Here is a 16,188-nt window from a genome sequence, read left to right on the forward strand (position 1 = left end):
GCCGATGCCCCAGTCCCTATCTCTCGGCACGCGCCTGCGCATCCTGCTCGGCATCAAACTCGGCGTGCTCGAGCAGGGCAGGCAGCGATTCCAGCTGACCGAAACACTGGAACTCCCACCCGGTGCCGGACAGGCTCTGCCTCGAATTTCGATAGTGACCCCGTCGTTCAATCAGGGGCGCTTCATCGGAAGCACTATCAGAAGTGTTCTATCTCAAGGTTATTCCAATCTTGAATACATAGTTCAGGACAATCAGTCGACCGACGGCACACTTGAGGTACTCAGGACCGAGAAATCCTCCGACTTCCAATATGTTGTCGAAAAGGATCTCGGGCAGGCCGATGCCATAAACCGAGGCTTCGCCCGATGCAACGGCGAGATAATGGCCTTCTTGAACTCCGACGACATCCTGCTACCGGGAACGCTGGCGTATGTGGCCAGCCTGTTCCAGCAGAACCCGGAAATCGATGTCATCTACGGAAACCGCGTTCTGATAGACACCGAGGATAACATTGTCGGTCGATGGGTATTGCCTGGGCATGATGGCGAATTGATGCGCCACATCGACTATATCCCGCAGGAAACCTTGTTCTGGCGAAGAGACCTGTGGGAGCGCTCCGGCGCCCGGCTGGATGATAAACTGGCGTTTGCCCTCGACTGGGATCTCCTGCTGAGATTCCTCGACTGCGGCGCACGTTTTTCCCATATCCCCCATTTCCTGGGTGGATTCCGTATCCACCAGGATCAGAAAACCAGCAGCGAGTACGGAAGCAATGGTGTTCGCGAAATGAAGCGGATTCGGAGCCTACACGCCCCGAAGCTTCTTTCGAAAGCTCAGATGCCATTCAGGCATTTCACCTTCCTGCTCAAGCACATTCGAGAAGACAAAAGGCTTTCATCCTTTCTGAAGGCCGCAGGCAAGTAAATGGAGAACATCATGAAAGTAGCCCTGATCACGGGAGTCACCGGCCAAGACGGCGCCTATCTCGCTGAATTGCTGCTTAGCAAGGGATATGAGGTCCACGGCATCAAGCGTCGTACGTCGCTGTTCAATACCGACCGTATTGACCACCTTTATCAGGACCCGCACGTCAAGAATCGGAACTTCATTCTCCATCACGGTGATCTGACCGACTCGACCAGTCTGATCCGCATCATCCAGCAGGTGAAGCCGGACGAAATATACAACCTCGCCGCCCAGTCTCACGTAGCCGTAAGCTTCGAAGAGCCGGAATACACCGCGAACTCCGACGCCCTCGGTGCTCTGCGTATTCTGGAAGCCATCCGTATCCTCGGCCTGGAGAAGAAGACCCGCTTCTATCAAGCCTCCACCTCGGAGCTCTACGGCCTGGTCCAGGAGATTCCGCAGCGCGAAACCACTCCGTTCTACCCGCGCAGCCCCTACGCGGTGGCCAAGCTCTACGCTTACTGGATCACCGTGAACTATCGCGAGTCCTACGGCATGTACGCCTGCAACGGCATCCTGTTCAACCACGAGTCGCCGATTCGCGGCGAGACATTCGTGACTCGCAAGATCACCCGCGCCCTCGCCCGCATCAAGCTCGGCCTGCAGGATTGCCTGTACCTGGGCAACATGGACGCCAAGCGCGACTGGGGCCATGCCCGCGACTACGTCGAAATGCAATGGCTGATGCTGCAGCAGGAGAAGCCTGAAGATTTCGTGATCGCAACCGGAATCCAGTACAGCGTTCGCGACTTCGTCAATGCAGCGGCCAAGGAGCTTGAGCTCAATATCACCTGGAAAGGTGAAGGCGTCGACGAGAAAGGCTACGACGAGAAAGGCAACTGCATCGTTGCCGTAGACCCGCGCTATTTCCGCCCCGCCGAGGTAGAAACGCTTCTGGGCGATGCATCCAACGCCAAGAACAAGCTCGGCTGGACTCCGAAGACCACCTTCCAGGAACTGGTCACCGAAATGGTCCGCGAAGACCTCAAATCGGCCGAGCGCGATGAATTGGTCAAGCGTCACGGCTACAGCGCGTTCAACTACCACGAGTAACGATGAGCATGCCACACACTGCAAAAGTCTATGTGGCGGGGCATCGCGGGATGGTGGGATCCGCCATCCTGCGCGAGCTCCGGAGTCGCGGTTACGAGAACATCGTGACCCGAAACCGGCAGGAACTCGACCTTTGCGATCAGCACCAGGTCGAGCAATTCTTTGCCGACAAGAAGCCCCAGCAGGTCTATCTCGCCGCAGCGAAGGTGGGTGGCATTCATGCCAACAACACCTATCCAGCAAGCTTCATTTATGAAAATCTCATGATTGAAGCCAATATCATTCACTCGGCCTGGAAGCACGGCGTCCAACGCCTGCTGTTCCTTGGCTCCAGCTGCATCTATCCGCGGCTGGCACCTCAGCCCATGGGTGAAGACGCGCTGCTCACCGGCACTCTTGAGTCCACCAATGAGCCCTATGCGATTGCCAAGATAGCGGGAATCAAGTTGTGCGAATCGTACAATCGCCAGTATGGCTGCGACTTCCGCAGCGTCATGCCGACCAACCTCTATGGTCCGGGTGACAACTACCACGGCGAGAACAGCCACGTTATTCCCGCCCTGATCCGGCGCTTCCACGAAGCCAGGTTGGCCAACTCTCCCACTGTCAGCATCTGGGGAAGCGGTACTCCGCGCCGGGAGTTTCTCTACGTGGACGACATGGCCAAGGCATCCGTACATGTCATGGAACTGGGGCTGGAAGCCTATCAGCAGGTCACGCAGCCGACCCTTTCTCACATCAATGTTGGCTATGGCTCGGACCTCAGCATCCTGGAACTGGCCCAATTGGTGGCTCGAACCGTCGGTTATACCGGCTCGATTCAGGTCGATCCGAGCAAGCCTGATGGAACTCCGCAAAAGCTAATGAATATCGAGCGCCTGAAAGCCATGGGCTGGGCTCCTGAAACGACTCTGGCAGATGGTCTTCAGCAGGCCTACATCGACTTCCAGCAAAGCACGAGAGTCTAGTTTGAGCGCCCCTCTGGTCACTGTCGCGGTTCCCTCATTCAATCAAGGGAAATACCTCGAAGCAGCATTTTCCTCGATCTTTGGAAACATGACCAAGATGGAGGTATTTGTAGCGGACGCTGCATCTACCGACAATTCGGTGGAGATCATCAAAGCCTGGGAGCATAAGCTCGCGGGCTGGCGCAGCCATCCCGACGCGGGACAGGCGGCGGCGATCAATGAGTCCATCGCCAAAGGGAGCGCTCCCTATGTTTGCTGGTTGAACAGCGATGACCTGTTCGAGCCTCGCGGGCTGGACAAGCTTGTGCATGCCCTTGAAGCGTCTCCGACTGCACCTTTCGCCTATGCCAAGGCATGGAATCTAAAAGAGTCGGAAGGCAGCAGATCCCCCGTATGGACCCAGCCGTTCACCGAGCGCCGCCTGGCGCTTCGCTGCATCATTTCACAACCTGCGACACTGATTCGCCGCAGCGCATGGGAAGCCATAGGGGGCCTTGATGCGTCCCTGCACATGGCGATGGACTACGATCTCTGGTGGCGTCTTTACAAACATGGCGGCCAGCCGGTTTTCCTGGAAGATTTCGCGGCCACCAACCGAGAGCACCCCGAGACCAAGACGAGCACTCAACGAAGTGCTCACTACAGGGAGGCCATGGCCGTCGTCGCCAAATACCACGGAAAAGTGCCCCTCAAGTGGTGGGTTTATCAGCCGTATGCTGTTTGGTTCAAGACACTCAGGAATCGTCTTGAGAAAAGACAATGAAGGTACTGCACTTTTACAAGACTTATTACCCCGAAACCTTTGGGGGAGTGGAGCAAGTAATCTTTCAGATCTGTGAGGGCGTGTACGCACAGGGTATTGAAAGTACAGTGCTGTCCACGACGAATGGGGAAGGAAGCTCTCAAAAGGTTGGCCAGCACAACGCAATTGCCGTGAAAAAGAACTTCGAGTTGCTTTCAACACCATTCTCCACATCTGCTATTTCCATGCTGAAGAGCCTTTCGAAGAAAGTTGACATTATTCACTATCACTACCCATGGCCATTCATGGACATGGCACACGTCATTGCTAGAATAGACAAACCCAGCGTTGTAACCTATCACTCTGATGTTGTCAGACAGAAAACGGCAATGAAGATCTATGCTCCTCTGATGCATCGCTTTCTTAGCTCAGTCAACAAAATAGTTGCGACTTCGCCAAATTACATTCAGAGCAGCCCCATACTTCGTCAATACGCAGAAAAGACCGAAGTAATCCCTATTGGCCTGGACGAGAACACGTATCCAAGGCCGGAACAATCAATACTTCAAGCATGGAAATCCAAGCTTCCTGAGCCCTTCTTCTTATTTGTTGGTGTTCTCCGCTACTACAAAGGTCTCGACTCTCTGCTGAAAGCGTGTGAAAAGCTCCCTTACCCCGTGGTTATAGTAGGCTCGGGCCCGGAGGAAGCGAGGCTTCGACAGACTGCACTAAGTTTCGGCATCAGCAACATTCATTTTCTCGGGGCATTGCCAGACGAAGACAAGGTTGCACTCCTTCATTTGTGCCATGCAGCTGTATTCCCCTCAAATCTGCGTTCAGAGGCGTTCGGTATATCTCTGCTGGAAGCTGCCATGTATGGGAAACCGCTTATTTCGTGCGAAATAGGAACTGGCACGACCTATATCAATGTACACGGAGAAACTGGATTGGTGATCCCGCCGGACTCACCAACCGACTTGAACCACGCCATGAGGTGGCTCATGGAAAACCCGGAAGCGGCCATCGAAATGGGCAGGAATGCCCGAGAGCGCTATCAAAAACTTTTCCGTGCAGCCGATATGTCAGAAAAATACCGCCTGCTCTACAACAATATTATGGCAAAAAGAAATGCTTGACTATCATCGAAAACTCGAGCTAGGCGGAAAAGTAACTCTTGCTCTTTTTATAACATTTCTCGCATTATCACTATGCAGCAGAATTGATATATCTTTATTTGACGAGAGCATATACCTTTCACAAGGTCTCGGACAATTCCCGGATTTTAGCCAATATGAAAGATCCCCACTCTACTCCCTCTATTATTATCTGGTAAATCTGAAAGTATCAGACCCATTGAGCCTCTACATAATTGGCTCTACGCTAAACATCACTTTATGTATCAGCCTACTGCTTCTTGCTGCATACAAACTGACACATTCACTGGCGTACTGCACTCTAGCCTTCATACTTCTAGCCAGCAGCAATCTGATCGAAGTATGGCCCTACATCAGCTTTCTAGCTATATCTCTAATATCCCTGGGAGCGATGCTCACCTATACCAGAGCATCGACCCTTGACTCTTGCAGTATTTCCGCCGTAATTTTCTTTCTTCTTTGCTTTATCAGGCCGGAATTTGTAATAAGTTTTTATACATCCCTAGCCCTAGCCATACTCCTGACTGCAAATCAGCTCAGGATCGCACTCCGAGGCGACTTCCTCAGCCAACTTTCTCTCCTACGAACAAGCGCATTTTCCCTGGCGGCACTGATCATTCTTTCGGTGACATGGAGCTTCCCGGTACTGAGCTCGGGCGGCCGCTCATTTCTCGCATTCGGCCAGCATTATGCTTTGCGAAAGTTCGAAACGGGCCAGACCAGCGTTGACCCCTGGCTAAACTGGCTCAGCATCCTTCACAAAGATGCACCAGATACAAACAGTATATCCGATATACTCAGGCACTATCCAAAAGTCCTGACAAATCATATTCTGGCTAATATAAATGACTTCCTTACCAGCATATCAAAGGTTTTTTCCTCGCCATTCACCCAAGGCTTGACCATAGCTTTGATGGTAGCGCTCGCCCTACTCCTGCTAGTAAAAAGCATTCTAATCCCCCGCAATCCGGAGAAGCCTCGCAGAGAAGCGAGGAGCAGAAGGGGAGCCATAATATTTCTTATACTAGCCAGCGCACCGCCGCTAATCTCAACATTTTCAATATACCCAAGGACTCACTACACCCTTATCATATTCTGCTGCGGAACGCTGCTGCTAGCAGCACTACTGGCCAACCGACGCATATCCCACACTCCAGTCGCCACTGGCGCACTTTTAATCGCGCTTGGTCTCCTGATTCCTCCCCCCATCGCCCATGATCGCGTAAATTTTTCTTCGATCATGGAAATTCGCAGCAGCACAACCATACACAAAATGCTGGAAGTAGACGGCGGCTGGTGTATATATCTTTCCTGCCAATTCATATTCGCCACTGAAATTCCGGCAGGCGTAAATGCCACTCAATATATCGAGCAAAACGGGATTGATGCAGTCATGGTATCTCCTAGGATGAAGGAATACGCTCAAAGCATCAGCGATAGAAGCCTGCAGAATTTCCTGGACACGGCAACCCAAGGCGGATGGATATCCATGCCCCTCAGGAACGGCTCAACTCTGCTAAAAAAGATATAATTTACGGCCCGAAGATCAATCCGGGCTTAGATACTCCCAACCGAATTCGATCAAAAATAGTGCGTAAAACAGATATTCTTCTCGTAAACAAATACTACTCCCCTTCCACAGGGGGTATAGAAACGGCGGTAAAGCAGTATGCACACTGGTATACCGAGCTTGGCTATCGCGTCTTAGTATTGTGTTGTGCCGCTGAAAGGACGACTCATTCAAGCATGGAGCAGATAGATGGAATCAAGGTGTTACGCGCCGCATCTTTTGGAAATCTGCTGTCGGTCCCACTAAGCCCCGCTTTCTTCTGGCATTTCACTATTCTCGCTGCAAAATCGAGGATTATCCATCTCAATCTCCAGTTCCCCTTGGCCAGCATGGCCTTGTGGATAAGCAGAAAGCTGATCAAGGGGAAAATTGTCGTCAGTTATCACTGTGACGTCTATCGGCAGCGATATCTTAAGAAGCTCACTTATCTATTTGATCGCTATACCGCACGCCAAGCCGATTTTTTGCTATGTGGAAGCCCAGCACTCAAAGAAAGATCCGAAGTTATTGGTAACATTGGCCGTAAAGTGGAAGTACTACCATATACTGCGAACCTCTCGCATGTAGATCGTTGCTTGAACCAACCTCCAAACACGCTGTTGCCCGAAAACTTTATCCGCGATGGATACTGCGTTTTCTTTGGCCGATTGGTCAGCTACAAGGGTACGGCGTCGCTTGACGCAGCATTCAGACTACTCATGGCTCGCGGTGCAACAGTGAACCTGGTGGTATTTGGCAGAGGCCCGGAGGAACAGCGATTCCGGAAGCTCGCCGAGGAATTTCCGGAGCGGGTGCACTTCATCAATGCATTTGTAAGCGATGTCGACAAATACCACCTGATACGCAACGCCCGGATATTCCTGTTCCCCTCGGTGTACTACTCCGAAGCCTTCGGCATTGCCCAGCTGGATGCGATGGCTTGCGCCAGGCCAATCATCAACTGCTGGCTGCAGACCGGTGTGAACTGGGTCGCTCCCGATGGCGAGGCAGCAGTCACAATAGAAGCAGGTAATCCCGACAAGCTGGCAGGGGCGATCATCACCCTGCAGAACGACCCAGAGCAGCTCGCAGCACTAGGAAATGGCGGGCTGCAGCGCTGCAGATCGATCTTCTCCGAGGACAAGGTGCGAGCACGCTTCATCGAGCTCATAAGCCAGCTCTGATGCGGGCGCCGGGATCGTCGGAGGATGGCTGAGGTCCAGCGAATCGGCCATGGGGAAACTGACTGACCGGTCATTCCCCGGCAGGGTTGCCCAGGCGCATCCTAGACACTTATCCTGCGCCATATAAGCGCTAAATAATTAATAAAAAGCAGGGGATGCCGCTTTGGAAAGACAGCATTCAGCTCTTGCCGTGTCTTGTACAAGCCCCAACCGTTCAGCCAAAGTCGCCATTCTGCTGTCGACCTACAATGGCGCCGCTTACCTCCGCGAGCAGTTGGAATCCCTGATTGCCCAGACCTGCCAAGACTGGGTTATCCATGCCTCGGACGACGGTTCCAGCGATGCCACGCTGGACATTCTGCATGACTACCAACGCCACCTGGGCAATGATCGGCTGCAGATCCACGCGGGCCCGCGCCAGGGTTTCGCCGCCAACTTCCTATCCCTGATCGGTCGCGCCAGCGAGCAGGCCGACTACTTCGCGTTCTGCGACCAGGATGATCTCTGGCAACCCGACAAGCTCGACCGCGGTCTGGCCTGGGCGCAGTCACACCCGTCCAGCCTGCCGTTACTCTATTGTTCACGCACCCGGCTGATCGACGCCACTGGTCAAGCCATCGGCTTTTCGCCACTGTTTCGCCGCGCCCCCAGCTTCGCCAATGCGCTGGTGCAGAGCATCGCCGGTGGCAATACGATGCTGTTCAACGCCGCTACCGCGCAGTTGCTAAGCCTTACGCCCGCGCATGTGCCGATCATTTCCCATGACTGGTGGGCCTACATTCTCGTGACCGGATGCGGCGGGCGCGTGAACTACGATGAATATCCCACGATCAACTACCGCCAGCATGGCAACAACCTGATAGGCTCGAACTCGAGCATCAGGGACCGATTCGTTCGTCTGCAACGCATGCTCAAAGGGACGTTCCGACACTGGAACGATGTAAATCTGGAGGCTGTTTCCCACTTCAGGGAAGACCTGACCCACGAGAACCAGCAGATTCTCGAGTTGTTCGGCAGTGCGCGCCGCGCACCGCTGTATCGCAAACTGTCGCTGATCAGTCAGTCAGGCGTTTATCGGCAAACGCTTCCCGGCAACCTTGGATTGGTTGCCGCATCGCTTATTCAGAGGCTGTGATCCAATGACGATCCTCGTAACTGGTAGTGCCGGCTTCATCGGCTCGAATTTCGTACTAGACTGGCTGGCGGTGCAAGACGAAACCGTCGTCAGCCTGGACAAGCTGACCTACGCCGGCAACCGCGAAAACTTGGCAAGCCTCGACGGCGACAGCCGCCACCACTTCGTCCAGGGTGACATCGGCGATACTCTCCTGGTTTCCCAGCTGCTGAACCAGTACCAGCCCCGCGCAGTGTTGAACTTTGCGGCCGAGTCCCACGTGGACCGCTCGATCCTTGGCCCGGAAGATTTCATCCAGACCAACGTGGTCGGCACTTTCCATCTGCTCGAAGCCGTGCGCGCCTACTGGAATGCGCTGGATGAACAGCATAAGACCGAATTCCGCTTCCTCCACGTATCCACCGACGAGGTCTACGGCACCCTGGAAGCCCAGGCACCGGCTTTCACCGAGCAGCATCCGTACCAGCCCAACAGCCCTTACTCTGCCTCCAAGGCCGCCTCTGACCACCTGGTACGCGCCTACCACCATACCTATGGGCTACCGGTGCTGACCACCAACTGTTCGAACAACTACGGGCCATACCACTTCCCCGAGAAGCTCATCCCTCTGGTAATCCGCAACGCGCTCGCAGGCGAAACGCTGCCCATCTACGGCGACGGCCAGCAGATCCGCGACTGGCTCTACGTCAAGGACCACTGCAGCGCCATCCGCCGCGTGCTGGAAGCCGGCCAAGTGGGCGAGACATACAACGTCGGCGGCTGGAACGAGAAGGCCAACCTGGAAGTGGTGCACCACATCTGTGACACCCTCGATCAGGCGGCACCGCGCAGCGATGGCCGTAGCTACCGCGAGCAGGTCAGCTTCGTGAAGGATCGTCCCGGCCACGACCGTCGCTATGCCATTGATGCCACCCGGCTGGAGCGCGAGCTGGGCTGGAAACCCGCGGAGACCTTCGAAACCGGCATCGCCAAGACCGTGCACTGGTACCTGAACAACCAGGCGTGGGTGGAGAACGTTGCCAGCGGCGCCTACCGGGAGTGGCTCAGCCAGCAGTACGCATGAACGATATCCTGATCCTTGGCGGCAACGGCCAGGTCGGCTGGGAACTGCAACGCGCCCTGGCGCCACTCGGCAACCTGACGATCTGCGACCGCCAGTGCGGCAACCTAGAAGACCTCGACGGCCTGCGCGCACTGGTCCTGGCCCAACGGCCGAACATCATTGTCAACGCCGCCGCCTACACGGCAGTGGACAAGGCAGAAACAGAAATCGAGCGTGCCCGACGGGTGAACTCCGAGGCCGTCGGCCATCTGGCCAGCCTGGCCCGCGAACTCGATGCCTGGCTGCTCCACTACTCGACCGATTACGTCTTTGACGGCCGGGGCGAGCGGCCATTTCGCGAAGAGGACAAGCCAGCCCCGCTCAACACCTATGGGCACACCAAACTGGCCGGGGAGCAGGCCGTCCGCGAAAGCGGCTGCCGTCACCTGATCTTCCGCACCAGCTGGGTCTATGCCGCACGGGGCGCCAACTTCGCCAAGACGATGCTGCGCCTGGCAGCGGACCGAGAAGAACTGCGCATCGTCTCCGATCAGATCGGCGCCCCCACTAGCGCCGAGCTGATTGCCGACGTCACCGCGCAGGTGCTGGGGCAACTACGCACTCATCCGCGGCCAAACAGTCTTGGCGGTATCTACCATCTCGCAGCCAGCGGCGAAACCAGCTGGCACGGCTACGCTCGCTTCGTAATCGAAGAAGCAGCGCGCTTGGGCTTGCCGCTGCGCACCACGGCAGAACGCGTCCTGCAGATCATGACCCACGAATACCCGCTTCCCGCACCGCGACCGGCCAACTCCAGGCTCGACACGACCCATCTCTGCTCTACCTTCGGCCTCACCCTACCGGACTGGCAGTTCCACGTCCGACGCATGCTGGTTGAACTGATTGGAAACAAGGCTCCATGAAACGTAAAGGCATCATTCTCGCCGGCGGCTCCGGCACCCGGCTGCACCCGGCCACGCTGTCGGTGTCCAAGCAACTGTTGCCGGTCTACGACAAGCCGATGATCTACTACCCGCTGAGCACGCTGATGCTGGCCGGCATCCGGGAAATCCTGATCATCTCCACCCCCCAGGACACTCCGCGCTTCCAGCAACTACTGGGCGATGGCCGGCGCTGGGGGCTAGAGCTGCAGTACGCGGTGCAGAACTCACCCGAGGGCCTTGCCCAGGCCTTCCTGATCGGCGAAGAATTCCTCGGAGACAGCCTCAGCGCCCTGGTGCTGGGAGACAACATCTACCACGGCCATGACTTCCAGGAATTGCTGGTCAGCGCCATGCAGCGCGACACCGGCGCCAGCGTCTTCGCCTACCACGTGCACGATCCGGAGCGATACGGGGTGGTGGAGTTCAACGGCCAAGGCAAGGCCATCAGCCTGGAAGAAAAACCCAGCTCACCCAAGTCAAACTATGCCGTGACCGGTCTGTACTTCTATGACCAGCACGTGGTCGAGATCGCCAAGAGCATTCGCCCGTCGGCGCGCGGCGAACTGGAAATCACCGACGTCAACCGTGCCTATCTGGAGCGAGGCGACCTGTCAGTGGAAATCATGGGGCGTGGCTACGCCTGGCTCGACACAGGTACCCACGAATCCCTGCTGGAAGCCAGCCAATTCATCGCCACCCTGGAAAACCGCCAGGGGCTCAAGGTCGCCTGCCCCGAGGAAATCGCCTTCCGCCAGGGCTGGATCAGCGCCGAAGAGTTGCACGGCCTTGCAGCCCCCCTCGCCAAGAGCGGCTATGGCCTCTACCTCCAACGCCTACTGACGCAAACGGTCTACTGATGAAAGTCACTCCGCTGGCAATTCCCGATGTACTGCTGCTGGAGCCACAGGTCTTTGGCGACAGCCGCGGCTTCTTCTTCGAAAGCTTCAATCAACGCAAATTCGAGCAGGCCGTGGGCTATTCGGTCGAGTTCGTCCAGGACAACCATTCCCGCTCGGCCCACCATGTCCTGCGTGGCCTGCATTATCAGATTCGTCAGGCCCAGGGGAAGCTCGTCCGTGTGGTCCAGGGGGAAGTGTTCGACGTAGCAGTCGACTTGCGCCGGGGTTCTCCTACCTTCGGCCGCTGGGTCGGCCAACTGCTGAGCGCCGAGAACAAACTGCAAATGTGGATCCCCGAGGGATTTGCACATGGCTTCGTGGTCACCAGCGAAAGCGCCGAATTTCTCTACAAGACCACAGATTTCTGGGCTCCCGAGCATGAGCGCTGCATCGCGTGGAACGACCCCGAACTGGCGATCGAGTGGCCATTGCAAAGCGATCCAGAACTGTCCGGCAAGGACCGGGAAGGCCAGCGTCTGGCAGACGCCGAACTCTTCGACTGAGCCCCAGTACATCAGCACCATAACGACAAGAAACTACGTAGTACGGAGAGTTCCAGTGCAACACCGGCGAAAAGTGGTGATCGTCCTTGGCATGCACCGCAGCGGGACCAGTGCGATCACGCGCGGCCTGCTGGCCCTGAATGTCGATCTGGGGGAAAACCTCACCCCGGCCGTAACGGGCAACAACGACAAGGGGTTCTGGGAAGACCGGGAAGTCGTGGCGATCAATGACCAGCTTCTCGAGCAGCTCGATGCCAGCTGGGACTCCCTGGCATTGATCGATCCATCTCTGGCCCCCGACCTGCAAGACCGTGCTGTCCAGTACCTCGAAGAACACTTCAGGCGTTCGCCACTGCTTGGGCTCAAGGATCCACGTATATCGCGCCTGCTGCCGTTCTGGCAGATCGTGCTGCAGCGTGTCGAGGCAGAGGTCGCCTATGTCATCTGTGTTCGCCACCCGCTCAGCGTTGCCCAGTCACTCGCCGCCCGTGACGACTTCAGCCTCGCCAAGAGCCTGGGACTTTGGCACCAGCACAGCCTTGATAGCCTGCTGCAGACTGGAAATGCCACCCGCACGGTACTCAGTTTCGAAAACCTGATGAGCGACCCTGAGGGCCAGCTCATGCGTCTGGCCCGCCATCTCGATCTTCAGCCCGCGGGGCGTGAGCAGCTGGATGAGTATCTCCATGATTTTCTGAGTGATCACCTCCAGCACAGCCACCACTTGCCGAACGACCCGGAACTGGCGCGCCGGGCGCCCCGTGACCTTATCGAGCTCTATAAACTGCTGGTTGAGCTGGCAGCAGACCGGCGGACACTTGAGGACGGCGATACTCGGCAGCGCATCGAGGCCCTGCAGGCCAACCTCGGTGCCCAGCGCGACAGCCTGGCGCTGCTGGAAAGCCATGACCGATATGCCAAATCGCGGATAGACGATCTTAGCGGTAAGCTGACAGAGCAGGTGGAGAGCCTGCGCTACCTCGTCAACGAGCTGGGAACCGCTCAACGGCGCATCAAGAGCCTCGAAGCCGAGTTGGAGGAGCGTCAGCGGGAGCTGGAGGAAAGCCAGCAGGAGCTCAGGGATAAACATGCCACCATTCAGGAGATCCAGTCCTCGACCTCCTGGATGCTCACCAAGCCCGTACGTTTCACGAGTCGCCTGTTCAGCGGCAAACACCGCGAAGCGCTGATCAGCCTGCGCAACTATGGCGTCCAGCTCGGTCGCCGCGCCTATTGGCGTCTGCCACAGGGCTACCGTGCCCCCATGCTGCGCCTGGTGTATCGGCACATGGGTTTCGCTTTCCGCGGCGTGCCGCACTATGAACAATGGCGCAATCTGGGCCGACAATCGCTGGACGCGGGCCTGAGTGCACCGGAACTGGTGGAGCTGCGCAATGTACCGCCCTGCGATACCCCCGATGGCCGCATCGCCGTTCACCTGCATCTTTTCTACAGCGATCTGGCAGAGGAGTTCGCCGGGCATCTGAGCAATATTCCTTTCGCCTATGACCTGTTCGTATCAGTCTGCGATGTCCAGGCAGGTACCGTGGCGCAGCGGGTATTCGCACAGCTGCCACGGTGCGGAGCGCTGTATGTCGAGCAGGTGGAAAATCGCGGACGCGACATTGCACCGTTCTTTTGCACCTTCGGCAGCAAGCTGCGGGAATACACCTACCTGCTGCACGTACACAGCAAGAAGTCGCTGTACAACAATGGTGCAACCCAGGGTTGGCGCGAATACATCTGTAGCGCGCTGCTCGGCGGGCAGGAACAGGTTCGTTCGATCTTCACTCTGCTAGGCAGCCAAGGCTGCGGCGTCGTCTATCCACAGAACTTTGACGGCCTCCCCTACATGGCCAATACCTGGCTGGCCAACTCCAGCCGTGGCCGCACCTGGGCGCAGCGCCTCGGATTGACCGAGCAGATGATTCCCAGCGGCTATTTTCACTACCCGGCTGGCAGCATGTTCTGGGCCCGCAGCGAGGCGCTCGCACCTTTGTTCGATGCCAATCTGCAACTCGACGACTTCGAGGTCGAAGCAGGCCAGCGCGACGGTACGCTCGCCCATTGCCTGGAGCGCCTGCTGACCCTGAGCAGCCAGGCGCAAGAGCTGCCGATCGCCATCCTGCGTGATCCGCAGGAGCATGCCTGGTCTCCCTGGGGCTTCCACCACTACCTGGCGCGCAATCATGAGAGCCTGCGTTGCAGCATTGCCGCTCCCGAGATCAAGGCGGTCGCCTTCGATATCTTCGACACTTTGCTGGTCCGCCCGCTGGTCAGCGCCGAGACCACCAAGCGACTCATTGCCCAACAGGCTGGAGCCACCCTCGGCAGCATCTATCTGGACTACCGCGCCACCGCCGAAGGCCGTGCCCGGGAGCGTACGGGACGGGACGTCGGCCTGGATGATATCTACGCCGAATTGCAGCGCCTGACTGGGCTAAACAATGACGAAGTCAGCTACCTGCGCGAACTGGAAGAAAGAATCGAGCTGGCGAGCGTCAGCGTCCGGCCCGAAGGGCAGGCACTGCTCCAGCAGTCACTGGCACTCGGCAAGCCAGTGCTGCTTATCAGCGATATGTTCCTGCCACGCACATGCATCGAGCGGATGCTGCACGATAACGGGATCCATCGCTGGACCGACTTCTACCTGTCCAACGAAGTGGGCGTGCGCAAGGACCAGGGCGAGCTCTACGAGCACGTACTGCGGGATCGGCAACTGCAACCCAACGAGCTGCTGATGATTGGCGATAACGAGCGCTCGGACTTCCAGATTCCCGACAACCTGGGCATCCGCACCCTGCATCTGCTACGAGCCACGGAACTGGCGAGGGGCCTGCCCAAGTTCCGCACGCTGCTTGAGGACGTACAGCGGCATGACACGCTTGACCATGAGCTGGCAGTAGGCCTGCTGCTACGTCGAAACTTTGCACCAATCACCTACGCCGAAGTGAACGTTCGCGCCCTCACCCAGGACTCGCCCGCACTGCTCGGCTACAACGTACTTGGCCCCATTCTGGCCGGTTTCGTCGACTGGTTGCGCCATTCCGCTGAAAGGGATGGAATCACCCAGCTCCATTTCCTCTCGCGCGAAGGCAAACTCCTGAAGGCCGCCTACGACCTCTGGTGCGAAGGCCTGGAGCATTCCCCGGCTGCGCATTATCTGGTCCTCTCGCGCCGCGCCGTCACCATGGCTCGCCTTGCCTCCCTGGAAGACATCCAGCGCCTCGCCCGCCCGACCTATTTCAGCAACTCCCTGGAGAACTTCCTCGAGTCTCGCTTCGGCTACGTCCTCACAGCGCAGCGGCGACAGCAGCTCGTCGACGTCGGCCTCTGGCGTTCAGACCAACTCGCGGAAGTCATCGACGGCGATATCCGCGCGCTGCGCCCGGTTCTGGAAGCCCTGCAGGCAGAGTTGCTGGAGCAGGCTGCCGGTGAGCGCCCGGCAATGATGGCCTACCTGCAGCAGCAGGGACTGCACGATGCAGCTGAAGACAGTGTGGCGGTTGTCGATGTTGGCTATTCCGGCACCATTCAGGCGCAGCTCACCGGCCTAGTCGAGCGCCCTATCCACGGCTACTACCTGATCACCGACCAGGACATCGGTCAGGTCCTGGAGCCGCTAGGTGCACAGGCCCATGGCTGCTTCCTTGATCGAGGCTCCCGCTTGCAACCTGGTGCTGAACTGTATCGCCAGAGCTTCCAACTGGAGAAGCTGCTCAGCGCCGACGAGACCCAACTGGTCCGCTATATGCTGGACGAAAACGGGCAAGCCGTTGGCCGCTTCCTGCCGCAAACGGAAGCTGAAGCCTCCGCTTGTTCGACCCGCCAGGCCATCCAGCAGGGCGCGCTGGATTATGTCCGCGATGCCCGAAACATCCGCGAGCATCTCCACCCCGGACTGCGGCCACCTCGAGAACTTGCCCAGCGGATATGGGCGCTGTTCATCGACCAGCCCAGCCCCGTGGAAGACGAATTGCTGCAACGCCTGACGCTGGACGATCATTACTGCGGACGCGGCTACGTCAGCTGATCCGCTTGCTGAACA

13 protein-coding genes are annotated in these 16,188 nt (G+C 57.3%); all 13 read left to right on the plus strand.

Annotation, left to right across the window (positions count from 1 at the left end; genetic code table 11):
• Positions 1 to 4: 4 nt before the first annotated feature.
• The 13 genes from IB274_RS17195 to IB274_RS17255 all read left to right on the plus strand — a co-directional run bounded on the left by IB274_RS17195 (position 5) and on the right by IB274_RS17255 (position 16,173).
• Positions 5 to 925: a glycosyltransferase family 2 protein gene (locus IB274_RS17195; RefSeq protein ID WP_192433108.1), complete on the plus strand. Its 921-nt coding sequence runs from the start codon at positions 5 to 7 to the stop codon at positions 923 to 925.
• 9 nt (positions 926 to 934) lie between these two features.
• Positions 935 to 2,020: a GDP-mannose 4,6-dehydratase gene (gene gmd / locus IB274_RS17200; RefSeq protein ID WP_318652893.1), complete on the plus strand. Its 1,086-nt coding sequence runs from the start codon at positions 935 to 937 to the stop codon at positions 2,018 to 2,020.
• Between the two features lie 2 nt (positions 2,021 to 2,022).
• Entirely contained in the window at positions 2,023 to 2,988 is a 966-nt protein-coding gene (gene fcl / locus IB274_RS17205) for a GDP-L-fucose synthase (protein ID WP_318652890.1), read from the plus strand.
• 1 nt (position 2,989) lies between these two features.
• Positions 2,990 to 3,751, plus strand: coding sequence for a glycosyltransferase (locus IB274_RS17210; RefSeq protein WP_192433112.1), 762 nt, complete (start codon positions 2,990 to 2,992; stop codon positions 3,749 to 3,751).
• The gene (locus IB274_RS17215; protein ID WP_192433114.1) at positions 3,748 to 4,866 is read left to right on the plus strand and encodes a glycosyltransferase family 4 protein; all 1,119 of its coding nucleotides are present in this window, start codon (positions 3,748 to 3,750) and stop codon (positions 4,864 to 4,866) included. Before IB274_RS17210 ends, IB274_RS17215 begins: the two co-directional genes overlap by 4 nt.
• A complete protein-coding gene (locus tag IB274_RS17220; RefSeq protein ID WP_192433116.1) occupies positions 4,859 to 6,415 on the plus strand; it encodes a hypothetical protein in 1,557 nt (518 codons plus the stop codon). Before IB274_RS17215 ends, IB274_RS17220 begins: the two co-directional genes overlap by 8 nt.
• Positions 6,364 to 7,617 carry a glycosyltransferase gene (locus IB274_RS17225; protein ID WP_192433118.1) on the plus strand — a complete coding sequence of 418 codons (1,254 nt, stop codon included), beginning with the start codon at positions 6,364 to 6,366 and terminating at the stop codon, positions 7,615 to 7,617. Before IB274_RS17220 ends, IB274_RS17225 begins: the two co-directional genes overlap by 52 nt.
• A 163-nt stretch (positions 7,618 to 7,780) precedes the next feature.
• Positions 7,781 to 8,752, plus strand: coding sequence for a glycosyltransferase family 2 protein (locus IB274_RS17230; RefSeq protein ID WP_225614908.1), 972 nt, complete (start codon positions 7,781 to 7,783; stop codon positions 8,750 to 8,752).
• A gap of 4 nt (positions 8,753 to 8,756) precedes the next feature.
• On the plus strand, positions 8,757 to 9,815 hold the full coding sequence (gene rfbB / locus IB274_RS17235; RefSeq protein ID WP_192433120.1) for a dTDP-glucose 4,6-dehydratase: 1,059 nt from the start codon (positions 8,757 to 8,759) through the stop codon (positions 9,813 to 9,815).
• Positions 9,812 to 10,717 (plus strand): dTDP-4-dehydrorhamnose reductase, encoded by a 906-nt coding sequence (gene rfbD / locus IB274_RS17240; RefSeq protein ID WP_192433122.1) that lies wholly within the window; start codon positions 9,812 to 9,814, stop codon positions 10,715 to 10,717. Before rfbB ends, rfbD begins: the two co-directional genes overlap by 4 nt.
• Entirely contained in the window at positions 10,714 to 11,595 is an 882-nt protein-coding gene (gene rfbA / locus IB274_RS17245; protein WP_192433124.1) for a glucose-1-phosphate thymidylyltransferase RfbA, read from the plus strand. Before rfbD ends, rfbA begins: the two co-directional genes overlap by 4 nt.
• Positions 11,595 to 12,140, plus strand: coding sequence for a dTDP-4-dehydrorhamnose 3,5-epimerase (gene rfbC / locus IB274_RS17250; protein WP_192433126.1), 546 nt, complete (start codon positions 11,595 to 11,597; stop codon positions 12,138 to 12,140). The genes rfbA and rfbC overlap by 1 nt, the downstream gene beginning before the upstream one ends.
• Before the next feature lie 55 nt (positions 12,141 to 12,195).
• Complete coding sequence (locus IB274_RS17255) at positions 12,196 to 16,173, plus strand: rhamnan synthesis F family protein (RefSeq protein WP_192433128.1); 3,978 nt, start codon at positions 12,196 to 12,198, stop codon at positions 16,171 to 16,173.
• Positions 16,174 to 16,188 lie beyond the last annotated feature (15 nt).

This window comes from Pseudomonas sp. PDM18 (assembly GCF_014852585.1).
Lineage (GTDB): Bacteria > Pseudomonadota > Gammaproteobacteria > Pseudomonadales > Pseudomonadaceae > Pseudomonas.

What these genes read in the sequence shown, in the direction of transcription:
- IB274_RS17225 (WP_192433118.1), top strand. Translation starts at nt 6,364, where the DNA reads ATGGATATCCATGCCCCTCAGGAACGGCTCAACTCTGCTAAAAAAGAT.
- IB274_RS17195 (WP_192433108.1), top strand. Translation starts at nt 5, where the DNA reads ATGCCCCAGTCCCTATCTCTCGGCACGCGCCTGCGCATCCTGCTCGGC.
- IB274_RS17215 (WP_192433114.1), top strand. Translation starts at nt 3,748, where the DNA reads ATGAAGGTACTGCACTTTTACAAGACTTATTACCCCGAAACCTTTGGG.
- rfbC (WP_192433126.1), top strand. Translation starts at nt 11,595, where the DNA reads ATGAAAGTCACTCCGCTGGCAATTCCCGATGTACTGCTGCTGGAGCCA.
- fcl (WP_318652890.1), top strand. Translation starts at nt 2,023, where the DNA reads ATGAGCATGCCACACACTGCAAAAGTCTATGTGGCGGGGCATCGCGGG.
- rfbB (WP_192433120.1), top strand. Translation starts at nt 8,757, where the DNA reads ATGACGATCCTCGTAACTGGTAGTGCCGGCTTCATCGGCTCGAATTTC.
- rfbA (WP_192433124.1), top strand. Translation starts at nt 10,714, where the DNA reads ATGAAACGTAAAGGCATCATTCTCGCCGGCGGCTCCGGCACCCGGCTG.
- rfbD (WP_192433122.1), top strand. Translation starts at nt 9,812, where the DNA reads ATGAACGATATCCTGATCCTTGGCGGCAACGGCCAGGTCGGCTGGGAA.
- IB274_RS17220 (WP_192433116.1), top strand. Translation starts at nt 4,859, where the DNA reads ATGCTTGACTATCATCGAAAACTCGAGCTAGGCGGAAAAGTAACTCTT.